Source organism: Candidatus Roizmanbacteria bacterium, from assembly GCA_016700135.1.
Lineage (GTDB): Bacteria > Patescibacteriota > Microgenomatia > UBA1406 > GWC2-37-13 > UBA1450.
Genome location: CP065004.1, coordinates 894668 through 912664, shown reverse-complemented (window position 1 = coordinate 912664; position 17997 = coordinate 894668). Strand labels below are relative to the sequence as shown.

The window sequence follows — 17997 nt, the reverse complement described above, 5'->3', positions numbered from 1 at the left end:
ATGACAATCACTTTTGGGTATTCTGCAGTCTGTATAGTCTCGAATTATAAGAATAGTAAACGGTATTCTCTGCAGGGTTTGCTGCCACAGCAAATGATGCCTGAAAATCATCTTCAGGCGGGGGGACAAGCTGAACGGCAATCTGCTGGAGCAGTTCCATATTCTCAGAACGTTTATAACTTGCAGGAGACCCTCCGACAATCCCTCCATGAACTATCCCTTTTTTTATAAGACCTTCCAGTTCCGGCGGGAAAATCCGTTCATCGGAATGAAATACATACATTCCTTTTCCGTCTTTCGTGTATGTGACACCGGCAAAACAAGGATTTGCACCGAATGTGAGAGCTGGAGTGAACGGATCCTTGGAGATACTTCCCATATTCACGTCAGCAAATCCTGAAGCTTTACATTTATTGAGAAGACCAAAATAATCCTGTTCTGCAACAACACGGGGGACAATAATTTTACTGTCAGGACGCACAATTATACCTTCGGGAGAATCAACCATATTTGAGAATAAACTGCTAAAACTATACGACAAAAAAAATGAATAGTCAAAAGATTTCATATCAGATATGATAAAATGATCTTCATGGATGATTTTCATGTAGTAACATACAAAAACTCCAAACTTCAGCTTGCACCAAAGTACGGCTGCAATCCCAATATCCTCATTCTCAATGGACAAAAAGTGCTTGACGGAAACGAAACGGAAGAGCTTTTAAAAGAAGACTATATTTGTAAAGGAGATTTCCTGGCACCTTTCCCGAACAGAGTCTGTGACGGGATCTATACATTTGAAGGGGAGACGTACCAACTATATCCGAACGAAACGGCCCGCGGCCATGCCCTTCACGGTTTTCTGATGAAAAAAGCATGTGAACTCGTATCACAGGATGAAAGAGCGGAGAGTACCGTTGCAGTATTCCGCACGACGTTTATCAAAGGGGAGTTTCAGGGATATCCGTTTGATCTTGAGATGACCTTGACATTTACATTGAAAGAAACCGCTCTCGATATTGAAATAACGGCAAAAAATACCGGCACAACCAATGCTCCTTACGGGATCGGCTGGCATCCGTATCTGACTGCAGGAAAAAAAATCGATGACTGCAAACTCAGGATTCCGGCCAAAAAAATCATGGAAGTCCGGACGGATAAAGAGCTTATCCCGACCGGAAAACTGCTGGAAAATGAGTTCGGACCGGAACTGAAAACAATCGGAGCGACTCAGCTTGATACCTGCTTTACCGACCTTGTTGATCACACAGTGAAGTTTGAAAATATCGAACTTTGGATGGAGGAGAGCATGCAGTATTTTCAGAGCTACACACCTGAAGAACGCCTGTCTATCGCAGTTGAGCCTATGAGCTGTGCACCTGATGCATTCAACAACGGACTCGGACTTATCACTTTAGAACCCGGTAAAAGCATAAGTCATCAGTTCGGTATCAGACTCGTATAATTACCAGTAGAGTATAATAACGAGAAGCAAAATTCAATGATGTGTATTGTCATGCTCAACCACGATTCAGCATCCAGCATTAATTCTGGATTCCGGATCAAGTCCGGAATGACATGAATGACATTACCACTATTAATTACATTTCACTATGAATATTCAAGAGCTAACACAAATCAAAAATAACTTCGTCCAGGAACTGGAGACGGGAAGAGACAACGGAGGAAGCTCGCTTCCTTTTATCAGACACCAGCTCGCAACAACTTCCATAGTTGAACCGAACGGCATTTTTCAAACCCTTGTCATCGGCGGGAGCTTCTATCAAAAAGCCAAAATGAAAAAGATAAACGGAAATATTCAGATTATTGAACATGATCAGGGCCCTCAACCTCCGTTTTTATCAAAACAGGATCTTCTGACATTTATCGAAGGACATATTGATCCTGAAGTAACGGTAGTAGCTTTGAATTTTGCTTATCCGATGACTCCTGTCTCCCGTGACGGGATCCTTGACGGAACACTTCAGTCAGGTTCCAAGGAAAATACGTTTGAAGGACTGGTCGGACAGAATGTCGGAGAAGAAATTGAAAAATACATGGCTGAAAAACATGATCGCACGATCCGTGTTTCGGCGGCCAATGACACTATTTGTCTTCTTCTTTCCGGTCTGATCCACCATGAATGGGATGCCATCTCCGCCGGTATTGTCGGTACTGGTTTAAACTTTGCCATATTCCTTGATGAACACACAACAGTCAACTTAGAATCAGCAGCATTCAGCAATTTTCCTCAATCCGAGGCCGGAAAAGATATTGATCAGCAATCAGCCGCTCCGGGAGATGCTTTGTATGAAAAAGAAATTTCAGGTGCGTATCTCTACAGACACTTCAACTTCGAAGCAAAAAAGAGAGGTTTGGACGTAAGGGAAATTGAATCTACCAAAGAACTGGATGCCTTGATCAGAGATGCAAATCCCGATATTTCAGGTCTTGCACGCGAAATCTTGAGACACTCGGCGGAGCTTGTAGCAGCTCAAATTGCAGGAATTCTTGAGTTTTCAAAACGCGATCTGGTATTCATCATGCAGGGAAGCTTGTACTGGAAAGGAAATCAGTACAAAGAGATAGTAGAGCAGCTTGTCACACAGCTTTGTCCCGAATATAAAGCATCATATGAAAATGTGCTCCACAGTGATCTTTTTGGAGCTGCAAAACTGGTTGGATAATCAATCCATTCTCGCTGCAATCCGTGCCAGTACCTCATCACTTACGGGAAACGCCTGTTCTAATTGGAACGGCGGTTCTGCCGTGTACATCTCACGAGCCATGACATGGGGATTGTTGATATCTCTCCAAAGTCCCGCCTGATAATCACGCAGTATTTTTGCAGCTGCATAATTCGAGCCGAAACGGGCAGCAACGCCGACTGAAGGTACCGATTGTGTTTTGTGAAGAGTTATTGCTTTTGAAAGGATCTGCGCAATCGGTCCGTTTACGTCATACGGCACGAAAAAATTCGGTTCTACATTTTTTCCTCCTGACCAGACACTGTAGAGTAGCTTGTGTAATGGTTTGCCCCTTTTTTCATATCGAAAAGGAATATTCGGATGAAAAGCCGGATCCTGACCCCAGCCTGTCGCAAAATCCATCACCCGTGCAGTCGCATTGTGGTCAATATGAGCATCAACTGCCGGATCATTGAAAGGATAGGCGACAATATCCGTATCATACAATCTCCCGATCGCCACGCCGAGAGGCCGTAATATCTCATTATTATCCCAAAACCATTCAGGCATTCCCGGCGTCCCGTCAGGTTTTACCAGGATATCCACACTGTTGATACCGACGAGTTTCGCACTTCTCAAGGTCTCGGCAAGCCGCACGACGCTCCCTTTTTTTTCATCAAATCCGTGATCCATCCGTCCGGCAGAGCCGACCGTAAATTCAAGGGCACGGACATCATCACCGCGGGCGGCAGCCGCGACTGCAAAAGCACCCGTTGCAATGACTTCGTCATCACAATGAGGAGAGGCAAGGAGTACTTTTTGTGAGACATGTCCTTCGACAGGCTTTCGTAATTCAGCTGTCCGGAACGTTCTGATAGAAAATTCTCCGTAACCCGGAATTTCGATAAGGGGAGTATCCGCCCCTTCATTTTCAATATTTGTAGGAGTTTCTTCAATTTCCACAAGACATTGTTCATAATAATCCCGAGCCTGTTCAGATGTCTGAAATGCAAAAGAATTTGTGACATCAAAATCTTGGGGGAGAATCGGCTGCGTGTGAAAAAATTCACTCTTGTTCATTTGGCTGACAGTATAGCACGGATTGTATGAAATACTTGCAGTTTCTTATAAGTATGATACTATATGAAAACTATGGGAAAAGAAGCGAATTTAAACACAATTCACGGTACCAGTTCCCTCATGCATGAGGGTGCTATATCCGCACGTTCTGACGTGATCGATTTTGCAAAGTCAGGCATGGGCGGGATAACGGGAGGTACCGCACCTGCTGTTGAGACTGAAAGCAGGGTAAATGCCCAGCTTGATTGGAAAACATACAATCTTGACAGTCCGCATCCTGTAAACGGATTCGACGGCTATCCCGAACTGCCATATGACATTCTTGCATATGACAGACCCGTCAGGGAAGACGGAGAAATCATGACACAGGATGAGATGATCGAGGCATATCAGCGTGACGAACAATGGATGGCACAGCATGTTGCTGACCGTCAAAAGCCGGGTAAACATATCATCTTTGCCCATCACACCGTCAGTACCAACCTGGAGCCTGTCATTCAGCGCGAAGCGGGAACACGGGACGATACACGGATTGTGGCCCGTTTCCATTCACCGCTTCTTGCCACAACCCTTCTTACTGATCCTGAGTCATACAATACAATGTATCCGGGGAAATACGGTGAAGAATTGTGGGAAGCTCAGGCTGAGACACTTCAGGATATGGATCTTGTCGTTTTTTCGACCGAAACAGAACGTAAAAAAAGTGTTGAAGCAGTCCGGCAATTCGGTCTTATGACAGGTGAAGATGCTGAAAACCGTTTTGTGACATTGCCTATTCCTCTCAATCTCTCACAGTTCGAGCCTGACACAAACGGCAGTAAACGTAGGGAACATGTCGCAAATATCAATATGCATCTTCAGCGCGCACATCAAAACGGCGTGACACATCTGCCGCGTACGGCAGTCGGGGAAGACGAACAATTATTCGGCTATATTGGACGCTTTGACCACGAAAAAGGTATCTGGGATTTTATTGATGCTTATGCAGAATTTCTGCATGATGCCCGATTCGGAAGTATAAAACCGCCCACATTTGTTGCATTCGGAGGACTTGCCAACAAACCCGGAATCATTGACCGTCATCAGCTGACACTTGAAAAGATCCGTTCACTTCCTCCCGAACTTCAACACTACATTTTACTGCCGCTTACTCCGGCTCCGCATCATGAAGTGGTACACGGATTCGGTATGCAGGTGTATCCGTCATTTTCGGAAACCTTTAATATTTCCGAAAAACAGGCACGGGCAGCGGGGAATCTGGTCGCAGTTTCGGATATCATTGCACATCGCGACACCAACGGACCTGATACCGCTTTGATGTTTGATCCGAGACAATCACGTCACTATGAACAGATCTTCAGAGCCGCAATGTTCCCGCAGGAGTTTGAAGATGTACGGCGTATGGGTCAGGTTCATGCACACCGGACCTTCCGCGATACTGAAGTTTGTGAACAGCTGGTCGGTATCCTCAATGAAAAATTCGAAGATTTTATGGCCAAACCGAGACATAACGGATATTATTGATGTTGAATTACATACAAAATCGGGGTATTCTGTAAAAATATGACAAATATCACACAAACAGGATATGAACTTTCAGTAAAATACCTTCTTCAGAATCAGACTGAGTACGGAATGGCAGCGGCAAGACCCGTCGGAGACATGGAAAAGGGCACCTATGCATCACTTTTCCCGCGTGATATCGGTGTTTCGACGCTCGGTATGCTCGCTTCGGACAATGATGAACTGATCGGTCTTGCCAAGAAATCTTTGGAAAATCTGCTTCCTTCACAGTCCGAAAGAGGACAGTTTCCGCAAAATTTTGTACCCGAAAAAAATGAAATTCACTGGTGGATGCCGGGCACTATTGACGGCACTCTCTGGTGGTCAATAGCTTTTTTGGAGTATGTCAAAAAAACGGATGATCAGGAGTTTTACAATAAACATAAAGAACGGTTAGAGAAAGCCTTCAACTGGCTTATTTATCAGGATACGAACAATGACAAACTCTTGGAACAGGGAGAATGTGCCGGCTGGGATGATGAAATGCCGAGACAGGGCACCGTCCTGTATACCAATGCCCTCTGGTACTGGCTTGTCAAACTCCGTGTTGAGGTTGAAAAAAGAAATGATTATCAGGAACTTGCAAAAAAAATTCATGAAGGAGTAAATACCCTTCTGTGGGTGCATAAATCTGATGACCGCGGATCCAATTACGTGCCGTCAAACGGATACTCCACAGAAATGGTGTATGCATCTACAATGATCGAATACTCCAATGCCCAGGCAGTTTATCTACCGTATTATCTCGGATACTCATCACACCGTTCTTTTGAAATGCGCTGTGAGACATACGGAAATATCCTTGCCTGTCTGACAGGACTCGCAGATGAAAAGCAGGCCGAAAAGATAACTGATTTCGTCATACGATCCGGTGTAAACAATCCATATCCCGTCAAAGTCATGTATCCGCCGATCTATCCCGGTGAACCTGATTGGAGATCATATATGTCAAAAGGAAGACAAAATTATCCGTGGCAGTATCACAATGCCGGAATCTGGCCGTATGTCGGCGGATTCTGGGTCACCTGGCTTGCGAAGTACAACAAAGAAACGGCAGCAAAAGAACTTGAAAAACTGGCAGAAGCCAACAAAGTCAATGACTGGGAATTCAATGAATTCCTCCACGGACAACTCGGCACGCCGATCGGTGTCCCGTACCAGTCCTGGAACATGGCCATGTACATCAAGGCCTATAAATCATTCGGGGAGTAAGACCTGATTTTTGCGAGCACAGTAATCAAAATTTGTGAATGAAGTGTATCCTGATCCGCCAACTGGCGGAGAGTTCAGGATGACAAACAATGGTATTCGACAGCAGATACCCTTTTTCTGCTGCATAGGGATTCCCCGATTATCAAGAGGGAGGGCTCCTTCGGCAGCCAAGAAAACAGGGTATCAAGGGAGAATACCGATAAACACACTCTGAACAAATTTTCGGTTACAAGCGATCTTTTATTTTTTAACCATTTTATGAACATCAAAACCTTTTCAACCCACGAAGAACTATCCGAACAAAGTGCCCAATACATCTTTGAAATCATCCAGAAGAAAATAGGAGAGACCGGCACATTCGTCCTCGGACTGGCCACCGGAGCAAGCCCCCGTCTCATGTATCAGAAACTCATTCAAAAACTCGGAACATCAGATCTCGATCTTTCCGGACTTCACACATTCAATTTAGACGAATATTATCCGATCAGACAGGGACATCCCCAAAGTTACTTCCAGGAAATGTATCACGGCTTCTGGAAACCGCTTCATGATCTCAATCAGAGTTTTGAGATAACCAACGGACACATCCTCAACGGAGAAGCACCGAATCCCGATATGGAATGCAGGATTTATGAAAAGATGATTCAGAAGACCGGCGGTGTGGATCTTCAGGTTCTCGGACTCGGTATAAACGGCCACATCGGATTCAACGAGCCGGGATCGGCCGGCGACACCCGTACCAGACAAATTGACCTCACACCCGAAACCCGGGAAGCCAACAAAAAATACTTCGGTGATGATTTGGAAAAAGTACCTGAACACGGAATGACAATGGGTATCGGCACTATTCTCGAATCAAAAGAAATCGTCATGATCGTGACAGGGGAGAAGAAAAAGGAAGTGTTTGAAAAGCTGCAGCGATTATCAGCACCGACGGAAGACATACCGGCAAGTTTTCTCCTCAATCATACGAAAACGACATTCTATAGTGACCTTGCATAAAACCGTTAGAATACATTTGTTTCGTGCTACAATGAGGGGATGATTAAAAATGCGACGACCTTCTTCAAGGATCCAACAAGCCAGCATGTCATCATCAATACACTCGGAAATTATCTGAATGTCGGTTTCACCGCTTTTTTTGCTCTCATTCTTGTCCGTATCCTTTCACCTTCACAGTACGGAGTACTCAGTGTCCTTTTGGGAATTGCGTATGTTTTGGCAAATGTGCTTGAGTTCGGGACTACTGCAACAATCTATTCGACTGTCCCGTCTTTATACGGTAAAAATGACAAGCAAATGTACAGCTTTATAAAAAGTACATTCTTCTTTCAGTCTTTGTTTTCGTTTGTCGTGATCGGGACGCTAATTGTGCTTTTCCCCTGGCTTGACAAAGTATTTTTTAAAACAGGGGCACCGATTGCAGACCTGTATCTGACGGCCATATCCGTCCTGCTTTTCATCTGGCAGAACTTCCTGACGAATATTTTATTTGCGGCCAAGCGGTTTCTTCGTGCCAATCTTTATATCAATGCCGCCAATATCATCAAAACCGCTTTTGTCCTGCTGATTGCATATTTCGGAAAAATCAATGTAGGCATGGTCATTTTTGCCTTCGGGGTACTCGGTCCTTTGACATTTTTTCTCTTGATGTTCTGGAGAAACAAGAAATTGACTCGTGAAATGAAGGCAGCACCGATCAGAAAAGAGGAGTTTAAGTTCAGCTACACGATGAAGTATTTTGTCGCATCTCAATTTTACAATCTCGGACTTCGGATGGATCTTTTCCTTCTTTCTTTCTTCGGATTGCGGGAACAGGTCGGATACTACGGTCTGGCACAAAAAATCATTCTGACAATTATTGCCTCGATTGTCAGCATTTCTCAGGTGCTTTCGCCCCGATTTGCAACGATTAAAACCCGCAAAGAAGCCTTTAGGCAGATGAGAACCGGACTGGTATATATGCTGTTGCCGACAACCGTTTTTATCGCTCTTTATTTTACTCCGGATTTTATTTTTGAGCTGGTATTTACAGGCACTTTCAAAGAAACGGCGGCAATAACCCATATTTTAGCCCTTCCGTTTATCCTGAATGCCCTGGGGACAATCCCGAATTTGTTTTTGTTGTATACCGTGAAGAAGCCGGGGTATATTCTGGTTTCAAATATTCTGTTTTTCCTGATTATTAGCGTCGGATCGTATCTTATGATTCCTCAGAAGGGGATGTACGGACCGCCGCTTGCAATTTTACTGGCTTTTATCGTCGCGGTCGGGATACAGGTCTTGGCCGTTTGGTGGGAACAAAAGGGGATGGATCGATAGAGAGTGCTGTATCTTCGAGGCCGTTTAATGCAAGTTTGGCTGCAGTCATACCTTCAAGCAGATTGAGACCCCAATCAAGAGCCTGATCATCACCGGCCTCCTCACCGATATCAAAAGCCTCAACAAAGAGATCTCCCCGAACGATGCTCCAGCCTGCAAATCGCTTGTTTTTATCTTCTTTCTCAAATACGTGCACTCGGGTTGCACCGCCGTACTGACGTGCGGTCATTTCATAACCGATCTCCGTTCCTTCCATACTTCTGAAAATGAGTCTGTCTGAAAAGGGAAAAGTTGTATAAAAAGCAGGCAGAACTATTCCTTTGAAATCAGCCGTCCCGATGCGGTGAATAGGGGAGAGACTTGTGCCGTTTAGGCTTGCTACATGCAATGAAGCTGCATCAAGCATTGTTGCTGCTGTACCGAATACTGTTTGATATCTGTCCAGGTGATCGCCGAAGCGAAAAGATTCTATTCCTGTCCTGAGCATGGTGTAGTACGGGCCTTTGTGTTCGAATCCGATATACATAGGCTCTAGACTAGCAGAGTAGTGCTAAACTAGAGGTATGGTTTGTAACAATAGGCCGATATCAAAATACAAGAGAAAAAGATACTATGGTGTTTTGCACACGATCTGAGTGCTACACAGACCTCTGGTATTTTGGGTCTCAACCGCAATACAGTCAACAAATATTACAATAATATTCGTCAACTCATATATCATCACCAAGTGCACCAGATGCAACGATATGTTGGTGGTGAGATAGAAATTGATGAATCATACTTTGGACCTCGAAGGATGAGAGGCAAGTCAAGTAAAAGAGGTCGTGGGACGTCATTTAAGCAGGTAGTATTTGGGATATATGAGCGTCAAGGACGTGTATTTACTCGTATCATTCCAAACTGTAAAAGAAGAACGCTACATGCTGTTATGAAGGGAAAGATTGACTTGAACAGTACTGTATATTCAGATTCGTGGAGCGGATACAACGGACTTGTTGATGTCGGGTATGACAAACATTTGAGAATCAATCACAAGAAAAATGAGTTCTCAAATACAAAAGGGGTCCATATCAATGGCATAGAGTCATTCTGGTCCTTTTGTAAAAGACGTCTCGTTAAGTTCAATGGTGTAAGAAAAACTTTCCATTACACTTGAAAGAGTGTGAATGGAGATGGAGCAAATCCCCATCGATCCTTTACAATGAACTATTACAAATTGTTAATGTGCTAGTCTAGAGCCATACATATTAGCATTTTTTCCATCTCTCGAAGGTAAGCTCTCGAAACGGAACTACTTCACGACATAGATTATTACCTTGTAGAATTATACTATAATTTATGCCGTGAATATCTGAAGTGTACGGTATGACTATCATATCTTCTTCCTGATATTCGCCGTATACAATGTCCCGTAGAGGCTTAGTTCTGATTGAGTCAGCATAGTATGTGAGAGGATCGGATGATGACTCGATCATGTATATGGGCTTTGTTTCATTTTTCAGAGAAAGCGCCAGCAGCTTCCAGTCCTCACGATGGAACTGAGGGACAAGGAGATAAAGAAATGACCAGGCGATAAATCCCGCTACAATCGCATATTTATACACATCAGATTTCAGCCTGGATGCCGATACTCCCAGAAGTATGCTCAAAAATACAAGAAGGAACTGGAAACGGAAATACTGCAAAAGCGGAGAAATGAATGAAAATACGGTACCGAGCAGGAGCGGTGTGAGGAAGAAATACGCCAATGTCATCCCAGGCTTGACCTGGGATCCAGCTCTTTTTTTTACTAGATTCCGGATCAAGTCCGGAATGACAAGAAGAGAGGCAAGATAGAACGATAACAATGCCCATACTCCTGCAAGAATATAATATACAACTTTCGGTTCAAAACTGATACGCCCTGAGGTGAATTTGATCGGGATGAGAATGATATTTTTCAGAGATACGGTACCGAGTACCAATGACCAGTTTTTGACGGCTTCAAGCGCCGTTTTTGAGCCGGTGTACTGCGTATAAAGAAGCGGGAAGACGACGGTGATACTGGCCAGAACAGTGGTGACCGCCGAGACAAGGAGCGGATATTTTTTGTGATAGAGAAGATAGAGGATGACTGCTCCGATGTAGAAAATGCTGGCATAGAATGTCAAAAACATGGCACCAAGAGTGAGGTGAAAGTAAAGGCTACTGTTTGGGACTTTCCGTGTCATGAGAGTCAGAAGATAATAAAAGTTGGCGGCAACGAGGAAGGTGACAAATGCATACATCCGTGCTTCCTGTGCATAATAGACAATAAGGGGGTTGAAGAGGAAAAAGACGGCGCTGAGCACTGCCGCTCCGAGTCCGTGCTCCGTGGCGGGAAACAGTCTCCGTGCTGCTTTGTATACAAAATATCCTGCTGCCACGCTGAATATCACGCTTGGCATCCGGAGAGCAATTTCTGAATAGCCCAAAAATGATGTCCATATGTCCATGAAAAGATAATAGAGAGGCGGATGGAAATCGGCAGGGGAGAACTGTGTAACAATTTCCCAGAATGAATATCTTTGGACCGTGACAGCGGTAGTGGCCTCATCAAGCCAGAGTGACTGATCGAGATGGATGAGACGGATCGCGAATGCGGATATGAGAAGAATCCAGATATGAAATTTCTTAAAAAACGCTGTCATCTTACCTTCATTGTAGCATGTCGCAAATAGCATTGTCATTCCGAGCGTAGTCATGGAATCCCTTTTCCTGTCATCCTCGGGCTTGACCCGGGGATCCAGATGTTATCTCACTATCCCACCGACCGCACGATGCCAGAAGACTTTTTCGCCTTTGTAGGATATCTCTTCATAGCCGTAAAAATCATGGATATCGCCTTCCTGGGTGTAAGTATACTTCCAGTCTCCATCCGTGAATTCATGCGGCCCCCGCAGTGAATCAAATCCTTCCTCATCCTGAGAAAGGGCTTTCTTCAGGTACTCGAATGTCTGATCGGAAAGATCATCTTTCCCGTCGACCATCCCGCCTCCGTATCCCGACCACCAGATCGGTTTTTGTTCGTAACGAACAATCTCCTGACCGCCGCTTCGGGCATGTCCTGAGTAACTATCACGATAGGAAAGGGGAGATTCTTCATACACAAGCTCGAAAAACCCCGGCCGCTCCGGATGTTCTTCGTAACTGCCGCCACCGGCATACGTCGCCTTCGCCGCACGATCGACAAATTCAAAGAGATGCTGTTTGGAGATCATATACGTAAATGGTATCAGAAAAGGTAGCGAGACAAAATTTTCAAATGACGCTGACTCAATAAATACGAAATTTTGGACCAACTATAATAAGAATATGAAATTCCAAAAATATAAGCAAAGACTTATGGTCTGGTTCAGTAGTAAAGATATTCTAAATTTAGTACTGTCATCGGATATAGAATCAATAGTTCACATATTTAGAAAAGAGGTAAAAGATCGAGAACAAGATATAAAACAGATAATGGCCTCTAGTGCAAATGACAGAGATAAGCATGAGTTGTGGATAGCTATATTTGGACTTACACAAGAATTTAATAATGATTGTGAATTCGGTTTTTACTTAAAAGACTCATTTCGCCTAAACCAAACAGAAATCACCTCATTTGAGGATCTAAAAGAACAGAAAACAGACCCACCAGATATTCTAGTTAAAACTCCAGAAGGAATATTTGAATTTGAACTAAAAAGATATCGTCAGTCAATAGATAAAGAATCTTTAGCAAAGTTTATTCGTAACAAAGTACTTCGTTATTCTGATCCTTACAATTTTTATATAGTAATTCAACCATCATCAGATAATGCAATATCACTTAAAGTTTTTGAAGAGCTGCATGAAGAATTAAATAAACTCTTTTCAAAAAGAAATGAAATTGGGCGGATCTGTTTTTCGTGCAACGTTGATAGTGAATATTTACTCTCAATTCACGTATATCCGAAATTCCATATATATAAAATCCCATATGTTAAAGGTTCGGATCAAGTTAAAAAACTCTGAAATATGCTGCAGATCTAAAAACCTGTTAGCTCAGCACGAAAGATTTTGAAATAAAAATTTAGGCTCTAGACTAGCAGAGTAGTGCTAAACTAGAGGTATGGTTTGTAACAATAGGCCGATATCAAAATACAAGAGAAAAAAGATACTATGGTGTTTTGCACACGATCTGAGTGCTACACAGACCTCTGGTATTTTGGGTCTCAACCGCAATACAGTCAACAAATATTACAATAATATTCGTCAACTCATATATCATCACCAAGTGCACCAGATGCAACGATATGTTGGTGGTGAGATAGAAATTGATGAATCATACTTTGGACCTCGAAGGATGAGAGGCAAGTCAAGTAAAAGAGGTCGTGGGACGTCATTTAAGCAGGTAGTATTTGGGATATATGAGCGTCAAGGACGTGTATTTACTCGTATCATTCCAAACTGTAAAAGAAGAACGCTACATGCTGTTATGAAGGGAAAGATTGACTTGAACAGTACTGTATATTCAGATTCGTGGAGCGGATACAACGGACTTGTTGATGTCGGGTATGACAAACATTTGAGAATCAATCACAAGAAAAATGAGTTCTCAAATACAAAAGGGGTCCATATCAATGGCATAGAGTCATTCTGGTCCTTTTGTAAAAGACGTCTCGTTAAGTTCAATGGTGTAAAGAAAAACTTTCCATTACACTTGAAAGAGTGTGAATGGAGATGGAGCAAATCCCCATCGATCCTTTACAATGAACTATTACAAATTGTTAATGTGCTAGTCTAGAGCCAAATTTAATGTAAATTCTAGTCAACTTTAGGTTCCCTCTTGAATATCTTAAAAATACTTTCTAAAAACGAGTTGAAAAGTGACATTCCCCATTTAAAATGGTAACTTCTCCAATCTTTACAGAGGTAAAAGGAAATCTCCGCGGCCTATACCCTCTGTTATCCATAACACTGATTTTGGCTTTACCTGATGCAGTTATTGTTTGTGAACCATGATCGGATAGCATTTTCCCTACATTTACATTTTTACCACTGATTCCTTGTGATCCACTTTTTAATTTATTCATTGCTTTTCTCCTTATTTTTATTTTTTGATTTAATTTCTCCCGAAAAATCTATTTTCTCTCCGTAAATAGAAGTAATTCCAGGATTTATAATCATTCCACTACCTTTAATTTTTTTAGCCATAATTACAACTATAGGTAACTTCGCCTCTGGTACCCCTGCATCATTAATATAACTTTCTGTTCTTCCATATCTCTTTAGCTTAAACCAAATAATTTGATTAGATAAAACTTTTGTTATCTCCATATCAACACCATTCCCGATAGGATCAAATAACTCAATATAGTCTGGTAAGCTTTCTTGAGAATGGTTTAAATATCCACTCAAAGATTTTCCATTTGAAAGTTTTATATTTATAGCAGTCCCGAGAGCAGATGCTGCCCCTAGATATTCATTTAAATCTGAAAAGGAAAAGCCCTCTGGTTCATCTATGAACATTAGAATTCTTATTTATTAAGAGGTTGAGCGGAGTACGGGACTCGAACCCGTGACCTTCTCTTTGGAAAAGAGACATTCTACCAACTGAACTAACTCCGCAAGTTGTGAACTATTATACCAAATACCAGCCAATTTTCTCAATATGGTATACTGACCGCATGGAACACACTCCGATCGAGCGACCGGAACAACCCGAACACCGGGAATACTACACGATTCCGTATTTTTACCTCATACTCGATCAGGTCCATAGCAGAATGGCAGAACTGGAGGCGAAAGGGGATCTCCCTACCACAGACCGCGAACTGACACTTCTTCAACACTGGCTTACCATGGATACGATTGCCAATATGCTTCCTCTGACGCTTATGGATACTCAGGCATTTCAATCCGTAAAGATCGGGCAGAGCAGGGGATAAACGATCGTTTCAAAAGAGATCAGCCTTCATCGTCACTGACATACGGAGGTTCATCAACAAATCTCTGAGGAATAGTAAATCCCTGTCCTCGGAAGTAATCATACAAACCTTCCTTTACGCCGTGCAGCTTCGATTTATTCACCACACTTCGGATTTTTCCCATTGCACGGGGATGAGACCAGCCTTCCCGCAAGACATGCCGCGCAAATGCAGGATCCACACCATTCACAAATCCCTGCGGCCGCAGTATTTCACTCATGACAGCTGCCCGGCATACGGCGGAAAATCCTGTGATCAGGTCAGTACTCCGGCAATCTCCGTTCTGATACGGTGAAAGTTCCACCACACGATCCTGATATGCCTGTACTGCAGCATCCGTGACAAAAAGCTCAGGGTCAGCAGCGCCTTGGGGAGTACCCATCACCATCTGATCCAGAGTAAGAGCCGTATGTTTATCCAAAAATATACCGAATTTCTCTGCAAACGGGCGGTTGTATCCTACATAAATGGCTGCAACCGGCGTTTTAAAACGTGCTCGGTATATACCGCCTTCACTGAAGCTCAGGAAATCACAATCAGTCGTCTCCGGCAGCTCATCTACTGCGATTCCGCTTATCTGCATCAGAGCAGCCTGGCGGGCGACACCGCCTGTGACAAAGATATTCGGTTCCATTTTTCCCACAAGATCCATAACCTCCTTCGGAGCTTTGAATCTGTTGAGCCTGGTGAGATAATCCAGTTCATCACCAAACTGCGACTCGAAACGATACCGGCGGGCATATTTCCATTCGGACATACAATGTAAATAAATTCTTACAATTAAGGTATTATAACGGAAATTCCAGAAAAAAACGCCACTTAACAATCCAAACATCTTAATATTGATTTCAAGAAGAGAAGCACTATAATCAATGCATGTCCCATCAAGAACCTGTCATCGTCGTACACGGCGGTGCGCTTTTTTCGAAACCCGGCCCGACCTGCAATGAATATCATGAAGAATTTGACGGTATCTATCAGAGATTCATCGCCGAAGCGCTCAAAATCGGATATGACCACATGAAAGAAGGGGGAGCAGCACTTGATGCCGTGATAAAAGCCGCCAATGTCATGGAAAACTCAGGGTATTTCACAGCCGGAAAAGGCTCACTCAAAACAAGTAAAGGCACCCATTCAGTAGATTCATCAGTCATGGACGGATCATCGAGAAAGGCCGGATCAGTCGCTGACTGCTGTGTCAAAAATGCCTCAACAGTCGCCAGACTGGTCATGGACAAAACGCCTCACGTGATGATTGTCGGAGCAGGGGCAGAAAAACTGGCAGCAGAAAACGGCTGTGAAATCGTCGACGAAACATACTTTTTCAATCCACATTTTTCACAAAAAGTCGAACACGGCACGATCGGTGCCATCGCACGTGATATTCACGGTAATCTCGCCGCTGTCACCTCCACAGGCGGTACGACCAACAAATACCCCCACAGAGTAGGGGATTCACCCATCATCGGAGCGGGAACCTATGCAGACAATATGACCTGCGCCGTATCCTGCACGGGGACAGGGGAGTTTTTCATGCGGACACTGGCCGCTTTCAACGTCTCAGCACGCATCAAATACGCCCAAAAGCCTCTCAAGGAAGCAGCCGAACAGACACTTCAGGAAATAACCGACATGGAAGGCCTGGGCGGTATGATCGCTCTGGATCGTGATGGGAATATTGCCATGCCCTTCAACTCTCCCGGCATGTTCCGAGGATATATCGATCGGGAAGGCAAGCAGGAAATCAGTATTTTTTGAGGCAAAAAAATCGCCCCGGCTTTTTCAAGCAAGGGCGACTGTAAGTTTCACTGTTAGATGATGATCTTCACGTACTTATATGACTCAAGATAGCGGTCATCTTCGCCGGTCGTATCTTTGAAATACTTATACAACCAGTCATCAGACTCAATCTGAGACATAAAGTTCTTGAGAAGCGCGATCTTTTCCGGCATTTTAGCCGTAATATCAACCTTCACATTCGGATTCTGAGTCTCTGCAATGAGCACTTCCAGAAGGAAATGACCTTCCAGACCCTCTTTGTGATGTTCCGGAAAAAAGAGCAAATCACGGCTGTACGGATAGGCTGCATCAAGCGCTGCCTGACCGACAACACGGTGATCTTTGTGTACATAATACATACCGCTCTGACGCTCAATAATAGCCTCAAATCCGTTGTGTGTCAGCAAAAGATCAGGTTTCAGTTTACGGATAAAGTAACTGATACGCTCGGTGAGCTGATTGTCGTTGTTGTGGACATATCCGTCCTTGAAGTCAAGGAAATGACAGTTTTCACGCGGGATACCCACATGATCAAGTGCCTTCATCTGCTCTTCATGACGAAGTTTTTTCAGGACCTCAGGATCCACGATATTTCCGCGGCTTCCGTTGGAACCGTCAGTCACGATCAGCAAATTGATGTTTTCCGGCTTAATCCATCCTTTTTCGATAGCAATAAGCATCGTTCCTGAAAAATAATCCTCAAAGTCGTCCGGATGGGCGACTACGGCGAGAATTTTCTGTTTACCTTTCAGTATTGACTGTACTTTAATATTGGCGTTCATAGAGGTAAAAAATGTATTTTTAACCTGTCATAACAATATTTCATACACTATCATACATAATGATACAGTATCTTAAGGACTTTGTCAAGTATGTAATGAATGTGTATAATATGCCTGTATTCCGGTTTATGGAATACGGATATGCAAGTTCCGTCTCTCAGGCAAAAGCTGCTTGATGTGACGGGATAAGCATGCTTTTACAATCTGCAACAACTTTTATCCATCTGAAGGGAAAGGAACGTTTATCATGCCTGTCGATCCGAACGAAACAAATGAAAGCATTATTTGTATCGAGCCTATCGCCATCGCACACATCGCTCGTGACATCACGGCTTTGACTGAACATCAGATTCCCCGAAGTATTAAGGAGGAGATGTTGTCACTGCTTAGTCAGGGACGAACGAGAATCCGTTACAGTCATCGTATGGAAGATCGTAAAGCCGGTACGAGTGCTGGAGTAGGCTTCAGCGGACATGTATTTCAGGATGATGAGCTTTATACGCTCATCTACAGAGCAGTCCTTACTGAGGATGAGCTGCACTGGCAGCTACAGGGAGTTTTCACCATGGAAGATCCTTATACCTATCAGTGGTAAGAATACGT

General features: G+C 43.5%; 19 protein-coding genes, 1 tRNA gene and 1 pseudogene. 12 read left to right on the top strand and 9 right to left on the bottom strand.

Annotated elements, in window-relative coordinates:
• Positions 1-7: 7 nt before the first annotated feature.
• Positions 8-568 carry a hypothetical protein gene (locus IPM65_04835; protein ID QQS43449.1) on the bottom strand — a complete coding sequence of 187 codons (561 nt, stop codon included), beginning with the start codon at positions 566-568 and terminating at the stop codon, positions 8-10.
• Positions 569-592: 24 nt separating this feature from the next.
• On the opposite strand from IPM65_04835, the gene IPM65_04830 reads away from it, so the two are divergent.
• A complete protein-coding gene (locus tag IPM65_04830; protein ID QQS43448.1) occupies positions 593-1465 on the top strand; it encodes a galactose mutarotase in 873 nt (290 codons plus the stop codon).
• 148 nt (positions 1466-1613) lie between these two features.
• Positions 1614-2687 (top strand): hypothetical protein, encoded by a 1074-nt coding sequence (locus tag IPM65_04825; protein ID QQS43447.1) that lies wholly within the window; start codon positions 1614-1616, stop codon positions 2685-2687.
• On the opposite strand, the gene IPM65_04820 is transcribed toward IPM65_04825, so the two are convergent.
• Positions 2688-3767: a PIG-L family deacetylase gene (locus IPM65_04820; GenBank protein QQS43446.1), complete on the bottom strand. Its 1080-nt coding sequence runs from the start codon at positions 3765-3767 to the stop codon at positions 2688-2690. It lies immediately after the preceding gene.
• 63 nt (positions 3768-3830) lie between these two features.
• Here IPM65_04820 and IPM65_04815 point away from each other — a divergent pair, with 63 nt between their 5' ends.
• The 4 genes from IPM65_04815 (at position 3831) to IPM65_04800 (ending at position 8864) form a co-directional block, all read left to right on the top strand.
• A complete protein-coding gene (locus IPM65_04815) occupies positions 3831-5291 on the top strand; it encodes a glycosyltransferase (protein QQS43445.1) in 1461 nt (486 codons plus the stop codon).
• Positions 5292-5330: 39 nt separating this feature from the next.
• Entirely contained in the window at positions 5331-6542 is a 1212-nt protein-coding gene (locus IPM65_04810) for a hypothetical protein (GenBank protein QQS43444.1), read from the top strand.
• A 258-nt stretch (positions 6543-6800) separates the two neighbouring features.
• Positions 6801-7544 carry a glucosamine-6-phosphate deaminase gene (locus IPM65_04805; protein QQS43443.1) on the top strand — a complete coding sequence of 248 codons (744 nt, stop codon included), beginning with the start codon at positions 6801-6803 and terminating at the stop codon, positions 7542-7544.
• 39 nt (positions 7545-7583) lie between these two features.
• Positions 7584-8864: an oligosaccharide flippase family protein gene (locus tag IPM65_04800; GenBank protein ID QQS43442.1), complete on the top strand. Its 1281-nt coding sequence runs from the start codon at positions 7584-7586 to the stop codon at positions 8862-8864.
• Here IPM65_04800 and IPM65_04795 read toward each other — a convergent pair.
• The gene (locus IPM65_04795; protein ID QQS43441.1) at positions 8800-9390 is read right to left on the bottom strand and encodes a hypothetical protein; all 591 of its coding nucleotides are present in this window, start codon (positions 9388-9390) and stop codon (positions 8800-8802) included. The two genes, IPM65_04800 and IPM65_04795, sit on opposite strands and share 65 nt — an antisense overlap.
• Before the next feature lie 60 nt (positions 9391-9450).
• Here IPM65_04795 and IPM65_04790 point away from each other — a divergent pair.
• Positions 9451-10100 (top strand): annotated as a pseudogene (locus tag IPM65_04790) (IS1595 family transposase).
• An 11-nt stretch (positions 10101-10111) separates the two neighbouring features.
• On the opposite strand, the gene IPM65_04785 reads toward IPM65_04790, so the two are convergent.
• Together IPM65_04785 and IPM65_04780 are read right to left on the bottom strand one after the other, a co-directional pair.
• Positions 10112-11533 (bottom strand): glycosyltransferase family 39 protein, encoded by a 1422-nt coding sequence (locus IPM65_04785; protein QQS43440.1) that lies wholly within the window; start codon positions 11531-11533, stop codon positions 10112-10114.
• Positions 11534-11635: 102 nt separating this feature from the next.
• Complete coding sequence (locus tag IPM65_04780) at positions 11636-12103, bottom strand: hypothetical protein (GenBank protein QQS43439.1); 468 nt, start codon at positions 12101-12103, stop codon at positions 11636-11638.
• Positions 12104-12197: 94 nt separating this feature from the next.
• On the opposite strand from IPM65_04780, the gene IPM65_04775 reads away from it, so the two are divergent.
• Both IPM65_04775 and IPM65_04770 read left to right on the top strand, forming a co-directional pair.
• On the top strand, positions 12198-12878 hold the full coding sequence (locus IPM65_04775) for a hypothetical protein (GenBank protein ID QQS43438.1): 681 nt from the start codon (positions 12198-12200) through the stop codon (positions 12876-12878).
• Between the two features lie 97 nt (positions 12879-12975).
• The gene (locus IPM65_04770; protein QQS43437.1) at positions 12976-13650 is read left to right on the top strand and encodes an IS1595 family transposase; all 675 of its coding nucleotides are present in this window, start codon (positions 12976-12978) and stop codon (positions 13648-13650) included.
• 281 nt (positions 13651-13931) lie between these two features.
• Here the strand turns inward: IPM65_04770 and IPM65_04765 are convergent, their stop codons facing one another.
• Together IPM65_04765 and IPM65_04760 are read right to left on the bottom strand one after the other, a co-directional pair.
• Positions 13932-14375: a hypothetical protein gene (locus IPM65_04765; GenBank protein QQS43436.1), complete on the bottom strand. Its 444-nt coding sequence runs from the start codon at positions 14373-14375 to the stop codon at positions 13932-13934.
• A 26-nt stretch (positions 14376-14401) separates the two neighbouring features.
• Positions 14402-14474: transfer RNA gene (locus tag IPM65_04760), tRNA-Gly, on the bottom strand.
• 59 nt (positions 14475-14533) lie between these two features.
• Between IPM65_04760 and IPM65_04755 the strand changes: the two genes are divergently transcribed.
• A complete protein-coding gene (locus IPM65_04755; GenBank protein ID QQS43435.1) occupies positions 14534-14794 on the top strand; it encodes a hypothetical protein in 261 nt (86 codons plus the stop codon).
• Positions 14795-14813: 19 nt separating this feature from the next.
• Here IPM65_04755 and IPM65_04750 read toward each other — a convergent pair whose 3' ends face one another.
• Positions 14814-15590, bottom strand: a complete 777-nt coding sequence (locus IPM65_04750; protein QQS43434.1) for a hypothetical protein — start codon at positions 15588-15590, stop codon at positions 14814-14816.
• A gap of 119 nt (positions 15591-15709) precedes the next feature.
• Here IPM65_04750 and IPM65_04745 point away from each other — a divergent pair, with 119 nt between their 5' ends.
• On the top strand, positions 15710-16591 hold the full coding sequence (locus IPM65_04745; protein ID QQS43433.1) for an isoaspartyl peptidase/L-asparaginase: 882 nt from the start codon (positions 15710-15712) through the stop codon (positions 16589-16591).
• Between the two features lie 53 nt (positions 16592-16644).
• Here IPM65_04745 and IPM65_04740 read toward each other — a convergent pair whose 3' ends face one another.
• Positions 16645-17394, bottom strand: coding sequence for a PIG-L family deacetylase (locus IPM65_04740; GenBank protein QQS43432.1), 750 nt, complete (start codon positions 17392-17394; stop codon positions 16645-16647).
• A 247-nt stretch (positions 17395-17641) separates the two neighbouring features.
• Here IPM65_04740 and IPM65_04735 point away from each other — a divergent pair, with 247 nt between their 5' ends.
• The gene (locus IPM65_04735) at positions 17642-17989 is read left to right on the top strand and encodes a hypothetical protein (protein QQS43431.1); all 348 of its coding nucleotides are present in this window, start codon (positions 17642-17644) and stop codon (positions 17987-17989) included.
• The last annotated feature ends 8 nt before the right edge of the window (positions 17990-17997 follow it).

Excerpts from the sequence above, each read along its gene's own strand:
- IPM65_04765 (QQS43436.1), bottom strand. The coding sequence starts at position 14,375 with ATGTTCATAGATGAACCAGAGGGCTTTTCCTTTTCAGATTTAAATGAA.
- IPM65_04830 (QQS43448.1), top strand. The coding sequence starts at position 593 with ATGGATGATTTTCATGTAGTAACATACAAAAACTCCAAACTTCAGCTT.
- IPM65_04770 (QQS43437.1), top strand. The coding sequence starts at position 12,976 with ATGGTTTGTAACAATAGGCCGATATCAAAATACAAGAGAAAAAAGATA.
- IPM65_04745 (QQS43433.1), top strand. The coding sequence starts at position 15,710 with ATGTCCCATCAAGAACCTGTCATCGTCGTACACGGCGGTGCGCTTTTT.
- IPM65_04775 (QQS43438.1), top strand. The coding sequence starts at position 12,198 with ATGAAATTCCAAAAATATAAGCAAAGACTTATGGTCTGGTTCAGTAGT.
- IPM65_04780 (QQS43439.1), bottom strand. The coding sequence starts at position 12,103 with ATGATCTCCAAACAGCATCTCTTTGAATTTGTCGATCGTGCGGCGAAG.
- IPM65_04820 (QQS43446.1), bottom strand. The coding sequence starts at position 3,767 with ATGAACAAGAGTGAATTTTTTCACACGCAGCCGATTCTCCCCCAAGAT.
- IPM65_04785 (QQS43440.1), bottom strand. The coding sequence starts at position 11,533 with ATGACAGCGTTTTTTAAGAAATTTCATATCTGGATTCTTCTCATATCC.
- IPM65_04800 (QQS43442.1), top strand. The coding sequence starts at position 7,584 with ATGATTAAAAATGCGACGACCTTCTTCAAGGATCCAACAAGCCAGCAT.
- IPM65_04835 (QQS43449.1), bottom strand. The coding sequence starts at position 568 with ATGAAATCTTTTGACTATTCATTTTTTTTGTCGTATAGTTTTAGCAGT.
- IPM65_04755 (QQS43435.1), top strand. The coding sequence starts at position 14,534 with ATGGAACACACTCCGATCGAGCGACCGGAACAACCCGAACACCGGGAA.
- IPM65_04735 (QQS43431.1), top strand. The coding sequence starts at position 17,642 with ATGCCTGTCGATCCGAACGAAACAAATGAAAGCATTATTTGTATCGAG.
- IPM65_04795 (QQS43441.1), bottom strand. The coding sequence starts at position 9,390 with ATGTATATCGGATTCGAACACAAAGGCCCGTACTACACCATGCTCAGG.
- IPM65_04750 (QQS43434.1), bottom strand. The coding sequence starts at position 15,590 with ATGTCCGAATGGAAATATGCCCGCCGGTATCGTTTCGAGTCGCAGTTT.
- IPM65_04825 (QQS43447.1), top strand. The coding sequence starts at position 1,614 with ATGAATATTCAAGAGCTAACACAAATCAAAAATAACTTCGTCCAGGAA.
- IPM65_04740 (QQS43432.1), bottom strand. The coding sequence starts at position 17,394 with ATGAACGCCAATATTAAAGTACAGTCAATACTGAAAGGTAAACAGAAA.
- IPM65_04805 (QQS43443.1), top strand. The coding sequence starts at position 6,801 with ATGAACATCAAAACCTTTTCAACCCACGAAGAACTATCCGAACAAAGT.
- IPM65_04815 (QQS43445.1), top strand. The coding sequence starts at position 3,831 with ATGAAAACTATGGGAAAAGAAGCGAATTTAAACACAATTCACGGTACC.
- IPM65_04810 (QQS43444.1), top strand. The coding sequence starts at position 5,331 with ATGACAAATATCACACAAACAGGATATGAACTTTCAGTAAAATACCTT.